The 23,318-nt window shown below is 73.1% G+C and carries 20 protein-coding genes and 2 pseudogenes; 12 read left to right on the top strand and 10 right to left on the bottom strand.

The window, feature by feature from the left end; genetic code table 11:
* The first annotated feature begins 425 nt into the window (after positions 1 to 425).
* Positions 426 to 1,406: a pectate lyase family protein gene (locus SCAB_RS39420; protein ID WP_046773198.1), complete on the top strand. Its 981-nt coding sequence runs from the start codon at positions 426 to 428 to the stop codon at positions 1,404 to 1,406.
* A gap of 44 nt (positions 1,407 to 1,450) precedes the next feature.
* Positions 1,451 to 2,233 (top strand): pectate lyase, encoded by a 783-nt coding sequence (locus SCAB_RS39415; RefSeq protein WP_013005635.1) that lies wholly within the window; start codon positions 1,451 to 1,453, stop codon positions 2,231 to 2,233.
* A gap of 122 nt (positions 2,234 to 2,355) precedes the next feature.
* On the opposite strand, the gene SCAB_RS39410 is transcribed toward SCAB_RS39415, so the two are convergent.
* Complete coding sequence (locus tag SCAB_RS39410; RefSeq protein WP_013005634.1) at positions 2,356 to 2,943, bottom strand: Rv1733c family protein; 588 nt, start codon at positions 2,941 to 2,943, stop codon at positions 2,356 to 2,358.
* Positions 2,944 to 3,179: 236 nt separating this feature from the next.
* Between SCAB_RS39410 and SCAB_RS39405 the strand changes: the two genes are divergently transcribed.
* The 4 genes from SCAB_RS39405 (at position 3,180) to SCAB_RS39390 (ending at position 7,208) form a co-directional block, all read left to right on the top strand.
* Entirely contained in the window at positions 3,180 to 4,265 is a 1,086-nt protein-coding gene (locus tag SCAB_RS39405; RefSeq protein WP_041670135.1) for a WD40/YVTN/BNR-like repeat-containing protein, read from the top strand.
* A gap of 174 nt (positions 4,266 to 4,439) precedes the next feature.
* Positions 4,440 to 5,117 (top strand): uracil-DNA glycosylase, encoded by a 678-nt coding sequence (locus tag SCAB_RS39400; protein WP_013005632.1) that lies wholly within the window; start codon positions 4,440 to 4,442, stop codon positions 5,115 to 5,117.
* The gene (locus tag SCAB_RS39395) at positions 5,114 to 6,163 is read left to right on the top strand and encodes an N-acetylglucosamine kinase (protein ID WP_013005631.1); all 1,050 of its coding nucleotides are present in this window, start codon (positions 5,114 to 5,116) and stop codon (positions 6,161 to 6,163) included. The genes SCAB_RS39400 and SCAB_RS39395 overlap by 4 nt, the downstream gene beginning before the upstream one ends.
* A gap of 121 nt (positions 6,164 to 6,284) precedes the next feature.
* A complete protein-coding gene (locus tag SCAB_RS39390; RefSeq protein ID WP_086022912.1) occupies positions 6,285 to 7,208 on the top strand; it encodes a sirohydrochlorin chelatase in 924 nt (307 codons plus the stop codon).
* Positions 7,209 to 7,296: 88 nt separating this feature from the next.
* Here SCAB_RS39390 and SCAB_RS39385 read toward each other — a convergent pair whose 3' ends face one another.
* On the bottom strand, positions 7,297 to 8,331 hold the full coding sequence (locus tag SCAB_RS39385; protein WP_013005629.1) for a lactonase family protein: 1,035 nt from the start codon (positions 8,329 to 8,331) through the stop codon (positions 7,297 to 7,299).
* 49 nt (positions 8,332 to 8,380) lie between these two features.
* Positions 8,381 to 9,937 carry an FUSC family protein gene (locus tag SCAB_RS39380; protein ID WP_013005628.1) on the bottom strand — a complete coding sequence of 519 codons (1,557 nt, stop codon included), beginning with the start codon at positions 9,935 to 9,937 and terminating at the stop codon, positions 8,381 to 8,383.
* Positions 9,938 to 10,200: 263 nt separating this feature from the next.
* On the opposite strand from SCAB_RS39380, the gene SCAB_RS39375 reads away from it, so the two are divergent.
* Positions 10,201 to 10,692 carry an Lrp/AsnC family transcriptional regulator gene (locus SCAB_RS39375; protein ID WP_013005627.1) on the top strand — a complete coding sequence of 164 codons (492 nt, stop codon included), beginning with the start codon at positions 10,201 to 10,203 and terminating at the stop codon, positions 10,690 to 10,692.
* A 36-nt stretch (positions 10,693 to 10,728) separates the two neighbouring features.
* On the opposite strand, the gene paaE is transcribed toward SCAB_RS39375, so the two are convergent.
* The 5 genes from paaE to paaA are packed head-to-tail and all read right to left on the bottom strand — an operon-like array spanning position 10,729 to position 14,632.
* Positions 10,729 to 11,904 (bottom strand): 1,2-phenylacetyl-CoA epoxidase subunit PaaE, encoded by a 1,176-nt coding sequence (gene paaE, locus SCAB_RS39370; protein WP_013005626.1) that lies wholly within the window; start codon positions 11,902 to 11,904, stop codon positions 10,729 to 10,731.
* Positions 11,904 to 12,410 carry a 1,2-phenylacetyl-CoA epoxidase subunit PaaD gene (gene paaD / locus SCAB_RS39365; RefSeq protein ID WP_013005625.1) on the bottom strand — a complete coding sequence of 169 codons (507 nt, stop codon included), beginning with the start codon at positions 12,408 to 12,410 and terminating at the stop codon, positions 11,904 to 11,906. Before paaD ends, paaE begins: the two co-directional genes overlap by 1 nt.
* Positions 12,404 to 13,231: a 1,2-phenylacetyl-CoA epoxidase subunit PaaC gene (paaC, locus tag SCAB_RS39360; RefSeq protein WP_013005624.1), complete on the bottom strand. Its 828-nt coding sequence runs from the start codon at positions 13,229 to 13,231 to the stop codon at positions 12,404 to 12,406. The genes paaD and paaC overlap by 7 nt, the downstream gene beginning before the upstream one ends.
* Positions 13,232 to 13,241: 10 nt before the next feature.
* A complete protein-coding gene (gene paaB, locus SCAB_RS39355) occupies positions 13,242 to 13,622 on the bottom strand; it encodes a 1,2-phenylacetyl-CoA epoxidase subunit PaaB (RefSeq protein ID WP_013005623.1) in 381 nt (126 codons plus the stop codon).
* Positions 13,619 to 14,632 carry a 1,2-phenylacetyl-CoA epoxidase subunit PaaA gene (paaA, locus tag SCAB_RS39350; RefSeq protein WP_013005622.1) on the bottom strand — a complete coding sequence of 338 codons (1,014 nt, stop codon included), beginning with the start codon at positions 14,630 to 14,632 and terminating at the stop codon, positions 13,619 to 13,621. The genes paaB and paaA overlap by 4 nt, the downstream gene beginning before the upstream one ends.
* 196 nt (positions 14,633 to 14,828) lie before the next feature.
* On the opposite strand from paaA, the gene paaK reads away from it, so the two are divergent.
* Positions 14,829 to 16,160, top strand: a complete 1,332-nt coding sequence (gene paaK, locus SCAB_RS39345) for a phenylacetate--CoA ligase PaaK (RefSeq protein ID WP_013005621.1) — start codon at positions 14,829 to 14,831, stop codon at positions 16,158 to 16,160.
* 233 nt (positions 16,161 to 16,393) lie between these two features.
* On the opposite strand, the gene SCAB_RS39340 is transcribed toward paaK, so the two are convergent.
* Both SCAB_RS39340 and SCAB_RS39335 read right to left on the bottom strand, forming a co-directional pair.
* On the bottom strand, positions 16,394 to 17,965 hold the full coding sequence (locus SCAB_RS39340; protein ID WP_013005620.1) for an amidohydrolase: 1,572 nt from the start codon (positions 17,963 to 17,965) through the stop codon (positions 16,394 to 16,396).
* Positions 17,966 to 18,022: 57 nt separating this feature from the next.
* Positions 18,023 to 19,519, bottom strand: a complete 1,497-nt coding sequence (locus SCAB_RS39335) for an APC family permease (protein ID WP_037726548.1) — start codon at positions 19,517 to 19,519, stop codon at positions 18,023 to 18,025.
* Between the two features lie 140 nt (positions 19,520 to 19,659).
* On the opposite strand from SCAB_RS39335, the gene SCAB_RS39330 reads away from it, so the two are divergent.
* The 4 genes and pseudogenes from SCAB_RS39330 to SCAB_RS46750 all read left to right on the top strand — a co-directional run bounded on the left by SCAB_RS39330 (position 19,660) and on the right by SCAB_RS46750 (position 23,310).
* Positions 19,660 to 20,277, top strand: coding sequence for a TetR/AcrR family transcriptional regulator C-terminal domain-containing protein (locus tag SCAB_RS39330; protein WP_013005618.1), 618 nt, complete (start codon positions 19,660 to 19,662; stop codon positions 20,275 to 20,277).
* 77 nt (positions 20,278 to 20,354) lie between these two features.
* Positions 20,355 to 22,527: pseudogene (locus SCAB_RS39325) on the top strand (hypothetical protein).
* 275 nt (positions 22,528 to 22,802) lie between these two features.
* A pseudogene (locus SCAB_RS39320) lies at positions 22,803 to 23,167 on the top strand (carbohydrate ABC transporter permease); the annotation flags it as partial.
* A complete protein-coding gene (locus SCAB_RS46750; protein ID WP_013005615.1) occupies positions 23,164 to 23,310 on the top strand; it encodes a hypothetical protein in 147 nt (48 codons plus the stop codon). The pseudogene SCAB_RS39320 and the gene SCAB_RS46750, both read left to right, overlap by 4 nt.
* The last annotated feature ends 8 nt before the right edge of the window (positions 23,311 to 23,318 follow it).

Genomic DNA, 23,318 nt, shown 5'->3' with positions numbered 1-23,318 from the left:
CGGGGGCGACAGGAGCGGGTACCTCGGTTCAGGTCGGCGGAGCGAGCAGCATCGTGACATGGGCATGGCGGCCATGGAAGCGCTCCCACACGTCGAAAGAATTCGCTCGCGGCACCCCCGGCCGCGGGCCGGGTCCGGCTCGTCCGACACCATCCGCCACGCCACCAGGGCCGACCCGACGTCTTTTGCGCGAAGCGTTGACTAGAAAGCGCTTGCCCTCTACGTTCCGTTCAGCAGTGTGAACCGGCGGCCGCCGCCCCGCCCCAGGGTTCAGGCATGCCGGGACCAACTCACCCCCGGGAAATCGCTCCACCTGCACGATCGAGGCCCTGACCACAGCCGTTCCGCTCATGCTCGTCGATCAGAAGAGTGAACTCAGTTCTTCTACATGGCCCATCAGCATCTCCCTGAAGGGACGCACCCGCATGCGTACCGTCCCCCCACATGCACGGCCGCAAAGAACCGCCTCCCTGGTGGCCGCGGCCGCCGCCCTGGCGACCGCCGCCGTCCTCGTCCTGCCGCACGCGGCGACGGCGGCGGAGACCTCCCCGGTCGGCTTCGGCGCCGGGACCACCGGCGGCGGCAGCGCCGGCCCCGCCACCGTCTCGACGCTCGCCGCGTTCCGGACCGCCGTCGCCGGCGACAACGCCAAGGTCGTCCGGGTGAGCGGCCTGATCGCACTGAGCGGTCAGGTGGACATCGGCTCGAACACGACGGTCCTCGGCGTGGGTCCGTCGTCCGGGTTCACCGGCGGCGGCCTGCGGATCAAGGAGCGGACCAACGTCGTCGTCCGCAACCTGAACATCAGCAAGCCGGTCGCCCCCGCCGACGGGATCACGGTCCAGGAGTCCACGAAGGTGTGGATCGACCACAACTCCTTCTCGGCGGACCGCACGCACGACAAGGACCACTACGACGGCCTGCTGGACGTCAACCACGGCTCGGACCGGGTGACGGTGTCCTGGAACACCTTCAAGGAGCACTTCAAGGGCTCCCTGGTCGGTCACAGCGACAAGAACGCCTCCGAGGACACCGGCCGTCTGAGGGTGACGTACCACCACAACCACTTCGGCAACGTGTACTCGCGCATCCCCAGCCTGCGCTTCGGCACCGGGCACTTCTACAACAACTACGTGGACGGCGCCGAGACCGCCTGCCACTCGCGCATGGGCGCCCAGATGCTCGTGGAGAACAACGTCTTCCGCAACACGGGAGTCGCCGTCACCACGAACCGCAGCAGCGACGTGGACGGCTTCGCGAACCTGCGCGGCAACGACCTCGGTGGAGCCGCCACCGAGATCTCCCGGGTGGGCACCTTCACCGCCCCGCCCTACGGCTACACCGCCGAGCCCGCCTCCTCCGTCGTCTCCTCGGTGACGTCGGGCGCGGGCGCCGGGAAGCTCTGAGAACCGCCACCCCCATCCGCTCGGACCACAGAAGGAACCGGGACATGACTTCTGCAGCACGTCCGCGTGTCCGCACACGCGCGCTGACCGGCACGCTCGCCGCGTTCAGCCTTTCGTTTGGCATGATCATGACTAACGGAGCCACTCCGGCGAGCGCCGCCACCTGGCCGTCCGCCAACGGCAGCCAGCCGGTGTCATCCACCATCTCGGTGTCCGGCACCCGGGACGGCGGAATGGTCCGCTACTACGGCAGCGGCGAACTGGCCGGCGACGGCCAGGACGAGGGCCAGGACCCGATCTTCAAGCTCGCGGCCGGCGCGACGCTGAAGAACGTCATCATCGGCGCGCCCGGCGCCGACGGCATCCACTGCGAGGGCAACTGCACCCTGCAGAACGTCTGGTGGGAGGACGTCGGCGAGGACGCGGCGACCTTCCGCGGCGGCTCCACCTACACGGTGACCGGCGGCGGCGCCCGGAAGGCCGCGGACAAGGTCTTCCAGCACAACGGGCCCGGCACCCTGAACATCTCCAACTTCGCGGTCAGCGAGTTCAAGACGCTGTACCGCTCGTGCGGCGACTGCTCCACGCAGTACACCCGCAAGGTGAACCTCAACAACATCGAGGTGACGGGGACGGGCTCCACCGCACGGCTCGTCGGCATCAACGTCAACCGGGGCGACGTGGCGACCCTGCGGAGGATCACGATCCTCAACGACAGCGGCCGCAAGGTCGTCCCGTGCCAGAAGTACAACAACAACACCGCCGTCGGTACGGGCCCCGACAGCACCAACTGCCTGTACTCCTCCTCGGACATCACCTACAGGTGAGCCCGCTCCTCACCCACCGGTGAGTCCTCCGGCGGCCGGACGAAGCCTCCCCCCACGGGCATCGTCCGGCCGTCGGCCGTGCGCGGGGCGGTCGCACTCCCGTGCGCCCGCCCCGACCGCGTTCACCAGATCTTGCGCTCCCAGAGCGGACCGATCCGGGCCCACTCCACGTCCCACTGGTCCATCCGCCGCCGTTCCATCCGGCCCCGGACCAGCCGGCCGCCCACCAGGGGCACCGCGGCCGCGAAGGCACCCGCGAGACCGCCGACGAGCGCGGCCCGCAGCCTGGCCTGGGCCTCACTGGCGGGTTTGGTGACCAGCAGGCCCCGGGCGTCCGTCCAGACGGTGACCCGGGCCCCCATCAGGACGGCGGGGTCGACCCGGGCCTGTCCCGTGCGGGCTGAGCCGTCCGGAGCCGTCCAGCGGACCTTCGCCCAGACCTTCGCCGGGCCCGTGCCGGCGCCTTCGGGGGCGGACGGCTCCGGCGCGTCCTCGGTGAGCACCGCCTCGACCGGACGCCACTCGGCGCGCTGCCGGGCGAGACCGGACTCCACGGAGCCGGCGGCCGCGAGGCCCACGGCCACCCCGCCGAACAGCGTCAGCGCCCAGGTGATCAGCACGACCCAGGACTCCAGGCGGTCGGCGCGTCTTCTGAGCGGATTGCGCCGCCATCGCCACAGCCACACCTTCGGACCACGGAATGCCACCATCGGAGGCACCCTCCCTCGCACGCACAGGACTGCCGGACCGCCCTCCCATACGGCGGCGGTCCGCCCTCTGCTCATGCGACCTGGGTCACCCCGCCCCCGCCGGACGGCCGCCGGACCGCCCGGCACGCCTCTCCACGCCCGCTGACCTGCGGCGAGGCCGTCCCGAAGGGTGACTGTCAGTGCCGGGGTGCAGACTGACCCATGGCTGAGACGACGATGTCCAGGAGGTGGCCGCCATGGCCGAGGTACTGCTGACCGTGGGTACACGCAAAGGGCTGTTCATCGGCCGGCGGCGCGGTGGCACCTGGCAGTTCGACGAGGCTCCGTACTTCAACGCCCAGGCGGTCTACGCGATCGCCGTCGACACCCGTACGGACACCCCCCGGCTCCTCGTCGGCGGCGACAGCGCCCACTGGGGCCCCTCCGTCTTCCACTCCGACGACCTCGGCCGCACCTGGACCGAACCGACCCGGCCGGCCGTCAAGTTCCCCCAGGACACCGGGGCCTCGCTGGAGCGCGTGTGGCAGCTGCACCCGTCGGCCGCGGAACCGGACGTGGTGTACGCGGGCACGGAACCGGCCGCGCTCTACCGTTCCGAGGACCGCGGAGTGAGCTTCGACCTGGTGCGGCCGCTGTGGGAGCACCCGACGCGCGACCGGTGGGTGCCGGGCGGCGGCGGCGAGGGGCTGCACACGATCCTGACCGACCGGCGCGACGCGCGTGCCATGACCGTGGCCGTCTCCACCGCCGGGGTGTTCCGCACCGAGGACGGCGGCGCGAGCTGGTCGCCGTCCAACTCCGGTGTCTCCGCGGTGTTCCTGCCGGACCCGAACCCGGAGTTCGGCCAGTGCGTGCACAAGGTCGCCCGGGACGCGGCCAACCCCGACCGGCTGTATCTGCAGAACCACTGGGGGGTGTACCGCAGCGACGACGGGGGCGGGCACTGGGAGGACATCGGGTCGGGCCTGCCCTCCACGTTCGGGTTCGCGGCCGTGGCCCATCCGCACCGCGGGGACACGGCCTACGTGTTCCCGATCACCGCCGACGCCGACCGCGTCCCGGCCGACCGCCGCTGCCGGGTCTACCGCACCACGGACGCCGGCAAGAGCTGGGAGCCGCTGTCGGCGGGGCTGCCCGCCGGGAACCACTACGGCACGGTCCTGCGCGACGCGATGTGCACGGACGACGCGGACCCGGCGGGCGTGTACTTCGGCAACCGCAACGGCGAGGTGTACGCCTCGGCCGACGACGGCGACACCTGGCACCAGTTGATGTCGCACCTGCCGGACGTGCTGTGCGTGCGCGCGGCGGTCGTCGGCTGAGGCGGGCCCGAGAAGAAGGCAGGGGAACATAAGGAACAAGAGGGGGAGTCCGGTTGTCCACGTCGTCATCAAGTCGGTCTGCGGCCAGTCGTGTTCGGGTGCGGAACGGTCGTCATCGATCAGCCGTCGGCCACCGGTTGATCGTCATGACCGTCACGGCAGTAGGGTGACGCCGTGGCACCACGACCGTTGCACGAGATCGTCGAATCCGGCTGGGCGAAGGCCCTCGAACCCGTGGCCGGGAGGATCGCCGAGATGGGCGACTTCCTGCGCGGCGAGATCGCCGCGGGGCGCACCTATCTCCCCGCCGGAGCCCATGTCCTGCGGGCGTTCCAGCAGCCCTTCGACGACGTCCGCGTCCTCATCGTGGGACAGGACCCCTACCCGACCCCGGGGCACGCGGTGGGACTGTCCTTCTCGGTCGCGCCGGAGGTACGGCCGCTGCCGGGCAGCCTGCTCAACATCTACCGGGAGCTGAACACCGACCTCGGGCTGTCCCAGCCGTCCAACGGTGATCTGACGCCGTGGACGCTGCAGGGGGTGCTGCTGCTCAACAGGGCGCTCACCACGGCCCCCCGTAAGCCGGCCGCGCACCGGGGCAAGGGCTGGGAGGAGGTCACCGAGCAGGCGATACGGGCACTGGCCGGGCGGGGGAAGCCGCTGGTGTCCATCCTGTGGGGCCGTGACGCCCGTAACCTCCGCCCGCTCCTAGGCGACCTGCCGTCCATCGAGTCAGCCCACCCCTCCCCCATGTCGGCCGACCGGGGCTTCTTCGGCTCGCGCCCCTTCAGCCGGGCGAACGACCTGCTGGCCCGCCAGGGCGGCGCTCCCGTGGACTGGCGTCTGCCGTGACCGGCGGCGAGCCGCCCGTCGTGCTCGCCGTGGACTCGGGCGGCTCCGGGCTCCGCGTGGTACTGGCCCGGGGCACGCGGAGGCTGGGCGAGCCGCTCTCCTCCCCGGAGCCGGTGCGGACCGGGGCGCGCGGGATCGACGCCGGGGAGCTGCTGGAGCGGTTGCTGCCCCTGGCGCGGCGGCTGATCGACGACGCCGGGTGCGGCGGTCCGGTCGCCGCGGCCGTCGGGGCCGCCGGGTTCGCGACGCTCGGCGAACAGCTGCGTGCCGAGCTGCCGTCGGCGCTGGCCCGCGAACTGGGCGTGCGGCGGGTGGCGCTGGCCGCCGACGCGGTCGCCGCGTACATCGGCGCCCTCGGCCCGCGCCCGGGTGCGGTGGTCGCGGCCGGCACGGGGCTGATCGCGATCGGCACGGACCTGGAGCGCTGGCGCCGGGCGGACGGCTGGGGCCATCTGCTCGGGGACTGCGGCGGCGGGGCATGGATCGGGCGGGCCGGACTGGAGGCGGCGCTGCGGGCGTACGACGGGCGCGGCGGCGGCTCGGCCCGGCTGCTGACGCGCGCCGAGGCGACGTTCGGCCCGATGGACGGGCTGCCCGGCCGGCTCTACCCGCGGCACGACCGCCCCGCGGTCCTCGCCTCCTTCGCCCCCGAGGTGGGCGCCTGCGCCGTGGACGACCCGGTGGCGGCGGAGATCCTGCGCGAGGCCGCCCGGCACATGGCCGACGCCGCGGCTGCCGTCTGCCCCGCCTCGGGTGAGCCCCGAGTGGCCCTGACCGGCGGTCTGTTCAAGCTGGGCGCGCCCCTGCTCGACCCGCTGGAGGCGGAGTTGGCGAAGCTGCTGCCGCACGCGCGGCCGGTGCCGGCCGAGGGGGATCCGCTGGACGGTGCCGTGCGCATCGCGGCCGCGCTGGCCGGTGACGGCCCCGGGTTGCCGTACGACGAGGGGATGTTGTACGTGGTGGCCGAAAAACGATCCCCACAAAAGGGAACAATCAAGTTTGTCGGACAAGACCCGCCGTTCACCCCCAAGAACACCCCTCGATAGATATATGCGGGAGTGATCGACCCTGATCGGCCCGTAACTCATCAGACAAATCAGGACGGATACCGCTCACCTGCACCCTCCCCGAACAGGGGAGCCCAAGAAGCCAGTAACATGCGGCGCCATGAGCTCCCCCACTGGGCCCGCGTCCGGCCTGCCAGTACGAATGCCGCGACCCCGTCAGCCCGGGCGGCACCGCCGTCCGGAGCCCCTGGCGGCTCCCGAGGGCGCGCCCGCGCTCGTCCTCGCGGTGCCCGGCACGCCCAGCGCCGCCACGCGCGGCCTCGCCGAGGAGGTCGTGAGCATCGCGCGCTCCGAGCTGCCCGGCCTCGACGCCCGCATCGGCTATGTCGACGGCGGCGCCGACGAGTTCCCCACGCTGCAGTCGGTGCTCGCGCGCGCCGCCGAGGAGCGCACCGCCCGCTACGAGCAGGCGCGCGCCGCCGGCCTGGACGTCAAGGAGCCGGAGGGCCTCGTCGCCGTCGTCGTGCCCCTGCTGGCCGGCCCGGACAGCGCCACCCTGCGACAGGTGCGCCAGGCCGTCATGGAGAGCCGTATCGCGGCCGAGCTGACCGATGTGCTCGGCCCGCACCCGCTGCTCGCCGAGGCGCTGCACGTCCGCCTGTCCGAGGCCGGTCTGGCGCGTGCCGACCGGGCCCGTCTGTTCACCGTGGCCACCGCCGCCGACGGTATCGTCCTCGCCACCGTGGGCGGCGAGGAGGCCGTGCAGGCGGCCGGGATCACGGGCATGCTGCTGGCCGCGCGTCTCGCGGTGCCGGTGATGGCCGCCGCCCTCGACCAGGAGGGCTCGATCACCTCCGTGGCCGAGCAGCTGCGCTCCTCGGGCTCCCAGCAGCTGGCTCTCGCCCCGTACCTGATAGGGCCGGAGATCGACGCCGGTCTGATCGAGGCCGCCGCGAAGGAGGCGGGCTGCTCCGCCGCCGAGGCGCTCGGACCCTACCCGGCGATCGGCAAGCTGGCGCTCGGCAAGTACACCACCGCGCTCGGCATCGCGCCGCAGCAGCCGCAGGGCATGCCGGTCCGCTGAGCCCGGTTCTCCGACCCGGACCGCGACCCGTACGGCCGAGGGCCCGCTCCTCTCGCAGGAGCGGGCCCTCGGCCGTGTCCGCGCGGACCTACACGTCCAGGACGACGCACGAGGCCGCCGGCGCCTCGATCGAGCCCGCTCGCACCGGTATGCCCGTCTCCGGGTCCACCGTGAACCAGGTGACGTCGCCCGACCGCTCGTTGGCCACGTACAGCCTCCCGGCCGCGTGGGCGAGGGCGCGGGGCCAGTGGCCGCCGCAGTGGACGGTCGCGACCAGGCGCAGCCCGGCGTCCTCGACGGCGAGCACCGAGAGGACGTCCGTGCCGCGGGTCGCCGTCCACACGAAGCGCCCGTCGGGTGACGTGACGATGCCCGAGGGGTACGCGTCGCCCTCGGGTGCCTCCGGGAGCACCGGAATCTCTCCCAGCGCCTCCAGCGGGCCGTCAGGGGCGTTCCAGCGGCACACCGTGACCGAGGCGGCGAGTTCGTTCAGCACGTAGGCGAACGGTCCGTGCGGGTGGAGGGCGAGGTGGCGGGGACCCGAGCCCGGCCGCAGGGCCGTCTCGTGGAGGACGACGGGGACGCCGTCCTCCAGCGTGCACACCCGCACCGCGTCCGAACCGAGGTCGACGCCGAGGAAGTGGCGGCCCCCCGGGGCGGGCACCACCTGGTGGGCGTGCGGAGCCCGGGGGCCGGGGCCGGTGTGCCGGAGCGTCCCGGACGCGCGGGCGGCGAGGGTGCCGTCGGGGCGCAGGGGGACGGCGGTGACGCTGCCGGAGCCGTGGTCGGCGGTCAGTGCGTGGCCGGCGTGCAGACACAGGTGTGTGGGGCCGCCGCCCACGGCGACGGGGGGCCCGGTCAACTCGGGTCTGTCGCCGGTCACCCGGTAGGCGGCCACGGCTCCCTCGGGGCGCTCGCTGACCGCGTACAGGGTGTCGCCGCCCGGGGAGAGAGCGAGGTACGACGGGTCGGGGACGTCGTCCGCGCCGCCGAGGACGGTGAGCGCTCCGCTCTCCTCGTCCACGGCTGCGGTGAGGACGCCGAGGCCGCCCGCCGAGGTGAACGACCCGATGTAGGCCCGTGGTGACCGCCGTCCGCCCCTGGTCCGAGGTTCTGTCGACACTGCCGTCCCCTCCCGCTCACCGGTGTGCGGGCGAACAGTAGCAGCAGGTCTAGACCACAGTCCGTACGGGGGAGGAGCCACGCAGCGGAGCTGCCAGATCCGCGAGGGCGCGTTCCATGCCGTGGAGATGCGCGAGAGCCTGTTCCGCGCCGGGGTGACGGCTGAGGTGGGGTGCGCCGGCGTGCGCCGGGGCGGGGCGCTCGGGCAACGCGCCGACCAGCGTCTCGACGGCCGATTCGACGCGTCGGCAGGCGGCGGTGAGGCGGGCCGCGTGGGAGGCGTCCGGGTCGGCGCCGATGGTCGGGGGGCCGGGCGTGCGTACCGTCCGGTGGCCGTCGTGGGAGGCCCGTACGACCTCTCCGAGTCCCCGGGCCTCGCGGGCGCACTCGTCGAGCAGGGCGAGCACCCGGCGGGCCCTCTCCTTGCGCGGGCGCAGCGGGTTCAGCGGGTGGACCAGGGGCCCGAGGGACAGCCGTACGCGCCCGAGGAGCGCCTCCAGTTCCGCCACGTGGGGCGCCGGGTCCGCGTCGGGGTCGCCCGCCAGACTCCGGGCCGCCGCCGCGGTGCAGTCGCGCACCGCGTGCAGGGCCCGCCCCACCCACCGGTCGGTGACCGCGTGCGTGGTGACGGGGAGGATCAGCGCCACGGCGAGCGCGGCGCCCAGCGCGCCGACCCCGGTCTGTGCCAGACGGAGGCCGAGAAGCGCGGGGTCGAGGACGCCGAGCAGACCGTAGAGCAGGGCCGCCATCACGGTGACGCACAGCATCATCCAGGAGTACGACACGGCGGCGGTGTAGAAGATGCCGAACACGCAGACGGCCACCAGTGCGGCGGTCGGGGCCGGGGCGCCGTGCAGGGGGACGGCGGCCAGGAGGCCGACGAGGATGCCGGTGACGGTGCCGAGGATGCGCCGGAAACCGCGGACCAGGGTCTCGCCGCGCGAGGTGGTGTTCACGAAGATCCACCAGGCGGTGCCGACGGCCCAGTACCAGCGCTCCTGCGAGAGGACCTGTCCGACGGCCATCGCGAAGGCGCAGGCGGCGCTCGCCTGGAAGGCCTGGCGGGTGGTGGACCGGGCGAGTCCCCGGCCGTCCCCGGGGGCGGGGGCCGCCGGCGGCGGGACGTGCCGCTCGATGCACCAGACGCCGAAGCGGACGGCCGCGGCCGCCGCCAGCGCGAGGGTCATCGCCGCGTACAGCTCCGGCAGCTGGCCCGGGACGGCGTGCAGGAACTGGGTGACGAAGAAGGTCATGAAGGCGAAGATGCCGAGCGCGTGGCCGCGCGGGCCCCAGCGGCGGGCGTGGACGCCGCAGAAGACCACCACGAGCCAGACCGTGTCGCGCAGCGCCGGTACGTCGTGCAGCACCGTCGCGAGGGCCAGGACCGGGAAGCCCGCGGCGGGCAGCAGTGCGGTGGTGAGCGCCTGGCCGCGCACGGTGGGGTCGGCGACCGTGAAGAGAGCCAGCAGCGCCGTGAGCCCGCCCGTGATCGAGGCCGTCAGGGACAGCCCGGCGGCCTCCGCCACGGCCACCGCGAGACCGATGCCGAGCACCGCCCGCAGCGCGATCCGCAGCCTCAGCAGCCCCGGGTCCGGAGCCATGAACATCCTCTTCACCGCCGGCCGCCCGCCCTCTCCCGTTCGCTTCGGCCCGTACGGGCCCCGAGGCCCGACCACCGGAGCCACACCGTCACCGCATGGAAATGGCGCCGCGGGCACGGACCGGCCTCATTGCCGTCCTGCGCTGCGCGGCGCCATCGATGGTCATCAGGAAAGCACCGGAGGCCCGATGGCTCAACCGGCACGCTTCCCGCTGGGCCATTGGTACAGTCGACTCCGGTCGACGGACGACACAGGGAGGCCAACGGACCATGGCCGTGGACGAGCTCGACACGCGCATCCTGCGGCTGCTGCTGGACCGGCCGCGCACCAGCGTGCGGGAGTACGCCCGCATCCTCGGCGTCGCCCGTGGCACGCTGCAGGCCCGCCTCGACCGGCTGGAACGCGAGGGCGTGATCACGGGCACCGGGCCGTCCCTCTCCCCCGCCGCGCTGGGCCACCCCGTGCTGGCGTTCGTGCACATCGAGGTGACCCAGGGGCATCTGGACGACGTGGGGGACGCGCTGGCGGCCGTACCGGAGATCGTCGAGGCCTTCTCGATCACCGGCGGCGGCGATCTCCTGACCCGGGTCGTGGCCCGGGACAACGCGCACCTGGAGGACGTCATCCAGGCACTGATCAGCCTTCCGGGCGTCGTGCGCACCCGCACGGAGGTCGCGCTCAGGGAACGGGTGCCCCACCGGCTGTCACCGCTGGTGGAGTCGATCGGCGCGGCGGCGGCCCGGTCGGCGGCGCGGAACTGAGCGGCCGGTCCGGGTCATGCCGATGGGGCCCCGCCCTCAGGTGTCGAAGTCGACCGTCAGCGTCTCCGACACCGGGTACGACTGGCAGGTCAGGACATACCCCGCCGCCACCTCCGCCGGTTCGAGCGCGAAGTTGCGGCGCATGTCGGCCTTGCCGTCGGTGACCAGCGCCCGGCAGGTGCCGCAGACGCCGCCCTTGCAGGCGAACGGCAGGTCGGGGCGGGTGCGTTGGGCGCCTTCCAGGATGCTCCGCCCGCGGGGCAGCGCGGCGGTGGTGGAGCGGCCGTCGAGCGTGACGGTGACCTCGCTGACGGGCCCCTCGACGGCGGCCTCCTCGTGCCGGGCCTCCCGTACGGGCTCGTCGTCGGCATAGAACAGCTCCTGGTGCACACGGTCGTCCGGCACCCCCAGTCCGGCCAGCACCTCCTGGGCGTCACGGACCATGCCGTGCGGACCGCACAGCCACCAGTGGTCCGCGGTGCCGACGTCGACCAGGGCGCCGATCAGCTCCGAGAGCCGGCCGGCGTCCAGGCGGCCGGACAGCACCTCGGCCTCACGGGGCTCACGGGACAGGACGTGCGCGAGCTGGAAACGGGCCGGGTACAGGTCCTTCAGGTCGGCCAGTTCGTCGGCGAACATCACCGTGCCGCTGCGGCGGTTGCCGTAGAACAGGGTGACGGTCGAGGAGGGGTCGGCGGCCAGCACGGACTCGGCGATGGAGACCATGGGCGTGATGCCGGAACCCGCCGCGATCAGTACATGGTGGCCCGGGGTCCCGAGGTCGGGGGTGAAGAACCCGGTGGGGCCCATGACCTCGACGGTGTCGCCGGGCCGTACGTCACCGACGAGCCACGACGAGAACAACCCGCCCGCTACCACCCGCACACCGATGCGCGGCGTCGTACCGGCCGGCGAACAGATCGAGTACGAGCGGCGTTCGTCGCGTCCGTCGATCTCGCGCCGCAGGGTCAGCGACTGTCCGGGCGCGAACGCGAACTCCTCCGCCAGTTCCGCCGGGATCGCGAACCCGACGACCACGGCGTCCTCGCAGAGCGGCTCCACGGAGGCGACCCGCAGGGCGTGGAAGGCGGGACGGCGTCGGGTGCGCACCGCCGGGGTGACGGACCCGGACGGCACCGGCGGGGCGGGATCGGCCGGGGCGCCCGCCCCGGCCCGCGGGCCTCTCGTCGGTTCTTCCTTGAGGCCTTCCATCAGATCTCCTTGACGTGCTCGAACGGCTCGCGGCAGGCGCGACAGCGCCACAGGGACTTGCAGGACGTGGCGGCGAAGCGCGAGGTCTCCTCGGTGTCCGCCGAGCCGCAGAGCGGGCAGGCGACCGACCGCCGGGTGGGTGACAGCAGCAGGGGAAGCGGGCCCCGGGGTGCCGCGCCGGGTGGGGAGATGCCGTGTTCGGTGAGCTTGCGGCGGCCGGTGTCGGTGATCCAGTCGGTGGTCCACGGGGGGTTGAGGACCGTACGGATCTCCACCCGCGCGTACCCGGCGGCGCTCAGCCGGGCCGCCACGTCGGCGCGCATCTCGGCCATGGCCGGGCACCCGGAATAGGTCGGGGTCAGGCTCGCGACCACCGTGCCGTCCTCCGTCAGCTCGACGTCCCGCAGGACGCCGAGGTCGGCGAGGGTCAGCATGGGCAGCTCGGGGTCCGGAACCTGCTCGGCGATGTGCCGGGCGCGCCGCGCCTCGGTCGGCGTGGTCACCATGTCGCCTCCGGGTGGGCGCGAGCCACGCTCTGCAACTCGGCCAGCAGCGGCGCCAGATGCTCGGTGTGGTCGCCGGCGCGGCCGACGCCCGGCAGCGGCCGGTAGACCGGCATGGGCAGTCCGGCCGCCTCGGTGACCTGGCGGAGCACGTCGACGACCTCGTCCCGCACGTCGTGGGCGGTGAACAGTTCGCCGAAATACGGGGCGGCCTGCTCCATCGCCCGGCGCATCCGCCGGTGCGACTCCTGCGTGCCGTCGCCCAGCCGCACGGCCCATTCGGCGGCGTACTGGCGGTGGTAGGTCAGCTCCTTGACGCCCTTCGCCGCGATCGCCGCGAGCACCGGGTCGGGGTGCTCCACCAGTTGCTCGAAGTGCGCGAGGCGCCAGCTGGAGAGCACGAGCAGCCGGACGATGGAGAACGCGAAGTCACCGCAGGGGAGTTCGGCGAGGCGGACGTTGCGGAAGTCGCCGGCGTCCCGGAAGTAGGCATACGCGTCCTCGCCGCGCCCGGTGCCGTCGACCTGCCCGGCGCGGGAGTACAGCAGACGTGCCTGGCCGAGGAGGTCGAGGCCGATGTTGGCGAGGGCGACCTCCTCCTCCAGTTCGGGCGCGCGGGTGGTCCACTCGGCGAGCCGCTGGGCGCCGACCAGCGCGTCGTCGGCCAACGCCACGCAGAGGGCGGCCAGTTCACCGGGGTCCACGCCCTCGGGCACCGTGGTGTCCACACCGTGCAGCGGGTCCTCGAAGCCGGTGCCGTACGCCCAGCGGGCGTCGTCCTCGTGCCCCTCGGCGAGGGACAGGTAGACGTGGTCGTCACTCATGCCCTGCTCCTCAGATGTGCGGGACGTCGGCGGGGATGTCGTAGAACGTGGGATGGCGGTACACCTTGTCGGCGCTGGGCTCGAAGAAGGGGTCCTTCTCGTCGCGGGTGGAGGCGGCGATGTGCTCGGAGCGCACCACCCACAGGGAGACGCCCTCGTTGCGGCGGGTGTAGAGGTCGCGGGCGTGGGTGAGGGCCATCTGGTCGTCGGCGGCGTGCAGCGAGCCGACGTGGACGTGGTTGAGTCCACGCTTGCCGCGCACGAAGACCTCGTACAGCGGCCAGTCGCCCCTGTCCGGGCGGGCCGCGCCCGCGTCGTTCGCGGGGGCCGTGCCACCGTCGCCCGTACGGGCCGCGCCCTCGCCGCTCGTTCCGGTCGTACCGCCGTTCATGCCGCCGTCCCCTTCCGGGCTCGTTCGTCGCGCCGGGCCGCGTGGGCGGTGGCCGCCTCGCGGACCCAGGCACCTTCCTCGTGGGCGGTCCGCCGCCGTTCCACACGCTGCTCGTTGCACGGTCCGTCACCGGTGATCACGCGCTTCAGCTCCTCCCAGTCGGGGGTGCCGAAGTCGTGCCGGCCGCGCTCCTCGTTCCAGCGCAGCTCGGGGTCGGGCAGGGTCACGCCGAGCTTCTCCGCCTGCGGCACGGTCATGTCGACGAAGCGCTGACGCAGCTCGTCGTTGCTGTGCCGCTTGATCTTCCAGGCCATGCTCCGGGCGGAGTTGGGCGAGGCGTCGTCGGGCGGGCCGAACATCATCAGCGAGGGCCACCACCAGCGGTTCACCGCGTCCTGGACCATCTCCCGCTGGGCGTCGGTACCGCGCATCATCGTCAGCAGCAGCTCGTACCCCTGCCGCTGGTGGAAGGACTCCTCCTTGCAGATCCGCACCATGGCGCGCGCGTAGGGTCCGTACGAACTCCGGCATAGCGGCACCTGGTTGCAGATCGCCGCGCCGTCCACGAACCAGCCGATCACGCCCACGTCGGCGAAGCTCGCCGTCGGGTAGTTGAAGATCGACGAGTACTTCTGGCGGCCCTCGATCAGCCGCCGGGTCAGGTCCGCGCGGTCGGCGCCCAGGGTCTCGGCCGCCGAGTACAGGTACAGCCCGTGGCCCGCCTCGTCCTGGACCTTGGCGAAGAGGATCGCCTTGCGGCGCAGCGAGGGCGCCCGGGTGATCCATTCGCCCTCCGGCTGCATGCCGATGATCTCCGAGTGGGCGTGCTGGGCGATCTGCCGGACGAGCGTCCTGCGGTAGCCGTCGGGCATCCAGTCGCGCGGTTCGATCCGCTGATCCCGCGCGATCGTCGCCTCGAAGTGCTCCAGCAGCGCGTCCTGGGCGTCAGGGGCGTTCGAGGCTCCCTCGGCGTCCTGGGACGCCGCCCCGGTGGAGTCTGTCGTCGTCATCGATACCAGCTTCCCAACCGACCATTCGTTCGGGAACAGTGTGACGCGATTCGAGCGGCCAGGCAAGACCCGTCCGCCCCCTCCCGCGATCAGCGCCCTTCTTGACAGGTTTCGGCACCCGTGGATTACATGACCGTGACGCACAGCAACCGAATGGTCGGTCGGCTCACGGGGTGGTGGGCACGAAGGAGTCGCGATGAGCAGCAGCCTGGGCGAACCACTCCCCCGCGACCTGCTGGACGAGGGCGAACGCCTCGCTCCGGAGGAGTTGCGGGAGCTGCAGCTCGTGCGGTTGCGGGCGACTCTGCGGCATGCGTACGACCATGTGGAGTTGTACCGGCGGAAGTTCGACGCGGCGGGGGTCGGTCCTGAGGACTGCCGGTCGCTGGATGATCTGGCGCGTTTTCCGTTCACGACGAAGGCCGATCTGAGGGACACCTATCCCTTCGGCATGTTCGCGGTGCCGATGGAGGAGGTGCGGCGGGTGCACGCCTCCAGCGGGACGACGGGGCGTGCGACGGTGGTCGGTTACACGGAGGGGGACATCTCCCGCTGGGCGGACGTGGTGGCGCGTTCGATCCGGGCGGCGGGCGGGCGCCGGGGACACAAGGTGCATGTCTCCTACGGCTACGGTCTGTTCACCGGGGGGCTGGGCGCGCACTACGGGGCGGAGCGGGCCGGGTGCACGGTGATCCCGGCCTCCGGCGGCATGACCGCCCGGCAGGTGCAGCTGATCCGGGACTTCCGTCCCGAGATCATCATGGTGACGCCGTCCTACATGCTGACGCTGCTGGACGAGTTCGAGAAGCAGGGCGTCGATCCGCGCACCTCGTCGCTGGAGGTGGGGATCTTCGGGGCGGAGCCGTGGACGCAGGAGATGCGGCGGGAGATCGAGGAGCGGGCGGGGCTGCACGCGGTCGACATCTACGGTCTGTCGGAGGTGATGGGTCCCGGTGTCGCGCAGGAGTGTGTGGAGACCAAGGACGGTCTGCACATCTGGGAGGACCACTTCTACCCCGAGGTCGTCGACCCGCTCACGGACGCGGTGCTGCCGGAGGGGGTGGAGGGGGAGATCGTGTTCACCTCGCTCACCAAGGAGGCGATGCCGGTGATCCGGTACCGCACCCGCGATCTGACCCGGCTGCTGCCCGGCACCGCCCGGCCCGCGTTCCGGCGGATGCGGAAGGTCACCGGCCGCTGCGACGACATGATCATCCTGCGCGGGGTGAACGTGTTCCCCAGCCAGATCGAGGAGATCGTGCTGCGCACGCCCGGCGTGGCGCCGCATTTCCAGATCCGGCTGACCCGGCGGGGGCGTATGGACCATATGACGGTCCTGGTGGAGGCACGGCCGGGCGCGGGCGGGGACCGCCGGGAGGCCGTGGCTGCGGCGATCGGCCGGGCGGTCAAGGACGGGGTGGGTGTCACGGTGGAGGTGGCGATCGTGGACCCGGAGACCCTGGAACGGTCGGTCGGCAAACTGAAGCGGGTGAAAGACCTCCGCGACCTTCCCGACTCGCCCGGCTGACGGCGTCGGGTCGGGGGGTGGGGCGCCTTGGGGTGCGTGGTCGGGTGCGGGCCCGGTGGGGCTTCTCGCGCAGTTCCCCGCGCCCCTGAAAGCCCAGGCCCTGCGGGCCTGAAAAGCTCGGGGCGCAGCCCCTGCTTTTCAGGGGCGCGGGGAACTGCGCGACCAGCCCCCACTCACCCGCACCCACCCCACGACCGGATCCACCCCCGACCCACCCCGCCCGACCCCACCGCTCAGAGCCCCCGGTGCACCACATGCCCGCCCGTCACAGTCAACCGAACCGGCGCCTGCGCGACCTCGTCCGCCGGTGCCTCCACGGGGTCGACCCCCAGCGCGGTGAGGTCGGCGCGGAAGCCCACGGCGATGCGGCCGGTGGCATCGGCCTCCCCCGCGGCCAGCGCCGCGTGACTCGTGCAGCCTTCCAGCGCCTGCGCCCCGGTGAGTCCCGCCCCACCGGACGCCGCGCCCCGCGGCTCGCGGGCCGTCGCCAGGACGGCGCGCGCGTCGTAGTGGGCGATGGGCCAGTCCGACCCGAGGGCGACGACCGCGCCCGCGTCCCGCAGATCCCGCAGCCGCCACGCCCGCACCGCGCGTTCCTCTCCGAGCCGCAGGGACCACTCGTCGCTCAGGTCGGCCCGTGTGTAGTCGGTGTGCGGGGGCTGCATGGAGGCGATGACCCCCACCTCGGCGAAGCGCGCCACCAGTTCGTCCGGCACCGACTCGATGTGCTCCACCCGGTGGGCGAGCCGCCCGCCCGGCCCCAGGGATGCGATCGTGTCGAGGACGTGCCGCACGGCGGCGTCCCCGATCGCGTGGGTCGCCGTGCGGACGCCGGCGCGGTGCAGTTGCCGTACCGCGTCGCTGTAGGCGGCCGGGTCCGGCCAGAACGCGTCGGTGCCCTGGCCGTGGCAGTCGGGATGGTCCAGCCAGGCGGTGCCGCCCTCCACGGTGCCGTCCATGAAGAACTTCACGCCGCCGACCCGCCAGTGCCGCCCGCCCCTGCCCTGCAGCTCGACGAGTTCCGCGAGGTCGTCCGCGTCGGCGCCGGGCATGCACCAGGGCGCGAACCGCAGCCGGAGCGGCAGCACCGACTCCTCGGCGACCGCGGCCACCAGGTCGAGGTCGCCCTTGTCCATGACATGGGCACCGGTGAGGCCGGTGGCGGCCATCGCGCCGAGCAGCTCGGCGAGCCGGGCGCGCCGTTCGGTGGAGGAGGGCCGGGGCATGACGGGCTGGAGGAGTTCCATCGCGGCGTGCTCGACGAGGTGGCCGGTGAGCCGTCCGTCGGCGTCGACGACGATGTGCGAGCGCTGTTCGAAGGCGCGCGGCCCGGTGATGCCGGCGAGCTTGAGCGCGGACTCGCTGACGAGGGCGGAGTGCCCGTCGTACAGGCGCAGGAAGGCGGGGGCGCCGTCCAGGACGTCCTCGACGAGGGCGCGGTCGACGCTGCGGCCGCCGAAGACGTTGTGGTCCAGGCCGTGGCCGATCACCCAGCCGTCGACACGCTCCCCCGAGGCGAGCGCGGCGCGCAGTCCGTCGAGGTCGCGTACGGCGGTGAGGTCGATGCCGGTGGCCATGTCCAGGCCCCACACGGGGTGGCTGTGGCTGTCCACCAGGCCGGGCACCAGGTGGGCGCCGCCCAGGTCCACGGTCTCGGTGCCCGGCCCGTGCCAGTCGCGCAGGTCCGTCTCCTCGCCGACGGCGGCGATCAGTCCGTCGCGCACGGCCAGCGCGGTGGCGTGGGGCCGCCGGGGGTCGAGGGTGCGGACACGGGCGCCGGTGATGACGAGGTCGGCGGTGGGCATGGAGAGACTCTCCTCCGGTGAGGGTGGTGCGGGTGGCGGCGATCGGCTGGGGCGCGGTCAGTGCCCGGTGCCGGCCGGGGGTTCGGCGGCGAAGTTCGCGTAGACCTCGGGGCGGGCCCGGCGCAGCCACCGGGCGAGGACGAGGCCGATGACGAGGACGGCGGGGACGAGGGCCGCCAGCAGGGTGTTGACCGTGGTGGAGGCGCCGGTGAACTGGTCGAGGTGGCTGACGACGAGGGCGATGGCGCCCGCCAGGAGCACCGCCGCGACCACGGGGGCGACGACCGTGCGCAGGACGCCCTCGGAGTGGGTGATCCGCCGGAAGTAGAAGGGCACGGCGAGCGCGGCGAGCAGTTGCAGCAGCATCAGGGCGAGCATGCCGGGGGTGTTCACCCAGAGCAGCAGCTGCATGTACGGATCGGCGCCGGCCGCGGCGAAGGCCAGGACGACGATCGCGCCGAGCACGGTCTGGGCGATGCCCGCCACGTACGGGGAGCGGTGGCGCGGGTGGACGCGGGCCAGGGCCTTGGGCAGGATCCCCTCCTCGGCGAGGGCCAGTCCGTAGCGGTTGATGGCGTTGTGGAAGGCGAGCAGGGAGGCGAGGACGCTGGTGACGATGAGGACGCGCATCAGGTCGGCCGCCCAGGGGCCGACGTAGGTCGTGATGGCGGAGAAGAACAGGGCCGCGGGGTTGGCGCCGGCCGCCGCGACGACCTGGGCGTCGCCGAACGCCTGGATCACGATCCAGACGATGAAGGCGTAGAACAGGCCGAGGAAGCCGATGGCGAGATAGGTGGCACGGGGCACCGTGCGGGCCGGGTCGCGGGCCTCGCGGCGGTAGATGACGGTGGACTCGAAGCCGGTGAACGCGGCGAACGCGAAGGCCAGGACGGCCACCATGCCGGGGACCATGGCGTTGTCCGGGGTGAAGGAGGCGGCGGAGAGGCCGCCGGCGCCGCCCTTGACCAGCACCGCCCCGGCGAGCAGGACGAGGATGCCGGTCTCGGCGACGAGCAGGACGCCGAGGAGTTTGGCGCCGAAGTCGATGGACCGGTAGCCGGCCCAGCCGATGACCAGCAGGCCCACGAGGGAGACGGGGAGCCACGGGACGTGCGCGCCGAACAGGGCGTCGGCGGTGTCCCGGGCGGCGGTGCCGAGGAGGCCGTACACGCCGATCTCCATGCCGTTGTAGCCGACGAGCGCGAGGAGCGCGGCGCCGATGCCGGCCCGGCGGCCGAGACCCCGGGTGATGTACGCGTAGAAGGCGCCGGCGCTGCGGACGTGGCGGCTCATCGCGGTGAAGCCGACGGCGAAGACGGCGAGCGTGAGACCGGCGACGAGATAGCCGACGGGGGCGCCGATGCCGCCCATCAGGATGGCGAGCGGGGCGACGCCGGCCATCACCGTGAGCGGGGCGGCGGCCGAGACGACGAAGAAGGCGATGTCGGTGGTGCCGAGCGAGCCGGAGCGCAGGGACGGCGCCGGGGAGTCCTCGCCGCCCGCGGCCGGGGCGGCGGTCGCGTCGGCGGTGGTCGCGTCGGGGGTGACGGTCATGGGGAAAGCCCTTCTGCTGCGGGCGGGGGCGGGATGGGGGCCGTAGGGGGTCACCCGGGCCCGTTAACCTAAAGGCTTTCGGTTTTTGCAATGTAGCCTTCACTCGGACTGCTGGGAAGACCTCGGAGGGGACGGACGACATGGGACGGCCGCGCACCCCCCTGCTCGACAGGGAGCGCATCACCACCACCGCGCTGGAACTTCTCGCCGCGCAGGGCGAGTTCAGCGTGCCGCAGATCGCACGACGGCTCGGGGTGCAGACCGGCTCGGTGTATCACCATGTGGACGGCCGGGACGGCATCGTGGAACTGCTGCGCGAGCGGGTCGCGACGGGCATCGACGCCTCCGCCCTCGACCTCCGGCCCTGGGACCGCGCCCTGGAGACGTGGGCCCGCTCCTATCGCGCCGCCTTCGCGGCCCACCCCCGGGCCATCCCGCTGCTGATGACCTCGCCGGTCCGGGCCCCGCGCGTCCTCGAACAGTACGAGCGGGCCGTCGCCCTGCTCCTCGACGCGGGCTTCCCCCTCCCGGAGGTGATGCCGGTGCTGGTCGCGCTGGAGAACGTCGTGCTGGGCTCGGCGCTGGACCTCGCCGCCCCGGTGGCCATGTGGGAGATCACCGACGCGTCCGCGACTCCGCGCCTGGCGCGGGCCCTGGACGCGGTGGGCGACCGCCGGGCGGACGCCGCCTTCGAGTTCGCCCTCGACGGCTTCCTCGCGCACGCGCGAAGGAGGCTGGAGGCGGCCGCGGAGGCCTGACGGGACGCGTCGCGGGCGGGGCGGCGCACGGCGAAACTCCGGTGCGCCGGTTCGCACACCTCTGCGATCATCCCGCAATGACGCAGAGTCTCGCATCGCTGGTCATCCGGCACACCCACCGCCTGCCCGCCCCCGAGGGGTCCGCCGGCGACGGCGCCGCGGCCGCGCGGCAGTTCGACGCCGCCCTGATGGGTGTGGGCTTCAAGCTCTCGGCGGAGCTGCTGGAGCGGCTGTCGGGACTGTCCGGGGCGGCCGTCCTGCACACCGCCCGGCGGACGCTGCGCATCGTGCGCGAGATGGTCGGCGACCACGTCCGCCACAACTCCTACTTCATCGACTTCCCGGCGAACGTGCCGGGACACCGAGGAGTTCTGGGCGCGGTGCGTCGCGCAGGCCCTCGGCGACGAGAAGTCGCGCGAGAACGTGCTGACCCAGCTGGCGAACGGCGTGCTGGACCTGCTGAGCCTGCCCGCGTACGGCCGCTACCAGCACACCTACGAGGAGATGCTGGCCGCCCAGGACGAGCTGATCGCCGCGGCCGGCGACCGGGTGACCGTCCTGCACGCCGGCCGGACCCTGGACGAGGAGCTCACCGGCCTGTACCTGGCGCTGGCGGGCAGCACCACACCGCTGGGCGAGGAGCACCTGGCCGACCTCCGGCTGCTCGCGGAGCGGTGCGCGCTCGGCCCCCAGCCGGAGAGGGTCCCGGTGCGGGAGAACCGGGCGGTCGTCAACACGGCCCGGCTCGGCGTCGGCGCCGACCTCCTCCTGGACACCGTCACCGACGTGCTGCGGCTGGCCTGCGCGCTGTCGGGCGGCGACGTGACGCTGCAGGAGCCGACCCGGTTCCGGCCGCTCGCGCGTCCGGTGCGCCGGGCCCTGCTCGCGGGTCTGGACGCCGTCGTCGCCGCGAACCCCGCGAAACTCGCCGACGTACACGCGCACCGGGAGCCCTTCAAGCGGCTCGGGGAGCGCCTGCACCCGCACGAGTACCCGCGCTGGCCGCACGCCGCCGACGTGTTCGCCGTCGCACGCGGCGAGAAGCAGGCGCGGTCCTTCGGCAGCCGGTTCGAGCAGCTGCTCGACAGCTCCGACGTACTCGGTGCGGTGAGGCTGCTGGAGCCCGCTCCCGGCAGGCTGTTCCGCGCCCTGGACCTGCTGCTGCGCGCCGCCGCCGACGGGGCGGAGCGGGACGCGGTGGTGGACGCGGCGGTACGGGCGGCGCCCGGGGCCTCCGCCCGGGTCGTGCTGTCGGTGCGCGAGCACTTCCACAACCGCGAGCGGGAGAGCGACCGCCCGCGCATCTTCGTCAACGGCCGGGGCCGCGCCTGGGTGACCCGCGACCTGCGGCGGCCCGTCCCGGCCGCCGACCGCGACCGGCTGATCGCCGCGCTCGACGCCGAGATCCGGCGCCGGCTGCCGGTGGCGGGCCGGCTGCTGATCGACCCCGACATCGTCGACGTGGCGCTGCCGCTCAGCGGCCGGGCGACGTCGGCCGGGCTCGGGGTGCTGCCGCGCGGGTCGGTGTCGGCGGTCGAGGGCGAACTGCTGCGTTTCTTCGTGTACTGGAAGGAGACCGAGCGGCGGACCGACTACGACCTCTCGGCCCTGCTGCTGCGGGCCGACTACAGCACCGACTCCTGGCTCTCCTACACCTCCCTCAAGGCCGGCGGGGGCGAGCACTCGGGCGATGTCACCGAGGCGCCCGAGGGGGCCTCGGAGTTCATCAACCTCTCCCTGGACCGGGTGCGCGCACCCTTGGTCGTGCCGCAGGTCAACATCTACGCCGGTGAGGGGTTCGAGGAGGCCGAGGAGTCGTTCTTCGGGTTCATGCTCCGGGACGGCGAGCAGAAGGGCCGGCCCTTCGAGCCCCGCACGGTGCGGATGAAGTCGGAGCTGCGCGGCGTGGGCCGGGTGGCGCTGCCGCTGGTGTTCCGGCGCGGGGACGACGGCCGGTGGCGCGCGAAGTGGCTGCACCTGTACCTGAAGGGCGTCACGGAGGCCAACCGGGTCGAGGAGAACCAGGTGTCGGTGTCCAAGGTGGTGCGTGCCGTCGTGGAGCGCGAGCAGCTGACGGTGGCGTACCTGATCGACCTGATGTCCGACGGCGACACGGTCGTGGACCTCTGGGACGGCCGGTCGGTCCCGGACGGGCCCGTGACCTACCTCGGCCTCGAACGGCCGGAGGGGCTGCACCCGGACTCCCGGATCATCACCCTCGAAAATCTGCGCGACCTGATCCCGGACTGAGTGCTAGCGTTGGCCGCGGCGAGGCCATGGAGGGGCTTCCTTCTCATTCACTCCAAATGATTCAAGCACTTCCGCTCTCCTCGCCAGCGAGTTCGAACCGGGAGGCGCCCGCGCGGCGCCTCCCGGTTTTCGTGCGTCGGCGGCTCGACCACTTGGAATGCCGCGACTCGGCCCCGGTCCCGACAAGGGCGTCCCGGAGCGCCGTCGTTCGTCGGCCGACGGGCGGCCGACGAGCCGCGCCGCGCCGCCAGGGCACCGGGTGATCGGCCACGGAACGTGTGGTGATCATCCTCGCCGGACTCGCGGGCGTCGACCGCACGTCGTACGAGGCGGCCGCGATGGACGGGGTCTCACTGTGGCAGCGCCTGCGGTACGTGACGCTGCCGGCCGTCCGCCCGGCCCTCGGCATCGTCCTCACCCTGGCCGCCATCCGCGGACTGCGCGTGTTCACCGAGGTGTACGTCCTGACGGGCGGCGGCCCCGCCGGATCCCCCGAGGTGTGGATGACCCGCGCCTGCACCCTCGGCTTCACCCGCAACGACATCGGCGGCGCGTCGGCGGCCTCCGTCGTCCTGCTCGCGTGACGCTGCTTCTCACCGTTTCCGTCAACCACTTCCGCAGGAGGGGAGACGTGCGATGAGCGCACCCGCCCTCGATCCCGTCCGCACTCCGTCGTCCGACGAGACCGTCACCGCGTCCCGGAACTCCGGCAGGAGCGCCCGCACGACACCCGCCCGTTTCGACACCGCGCTCGGCCGGAACGACCGGCCCGGCGTCTCCTGAGCCCTGCG

The organism is Streptomyces scabiei 87.22 (genome assembly GCF_000091305.1).
In the GTDB taxonomy this organism is placed as follows: Bacteria; Actinomycetota; Actinomycetes; order Streptomycetales; family Streptomycetaceae; genus Streptomyces; species Streptomyces scabiei.
The sequence above is the reverse complement of the archived record's forward strand: the minus strand, read 5'-3'. Positions and strand labels throughout refer to the sequence as shown.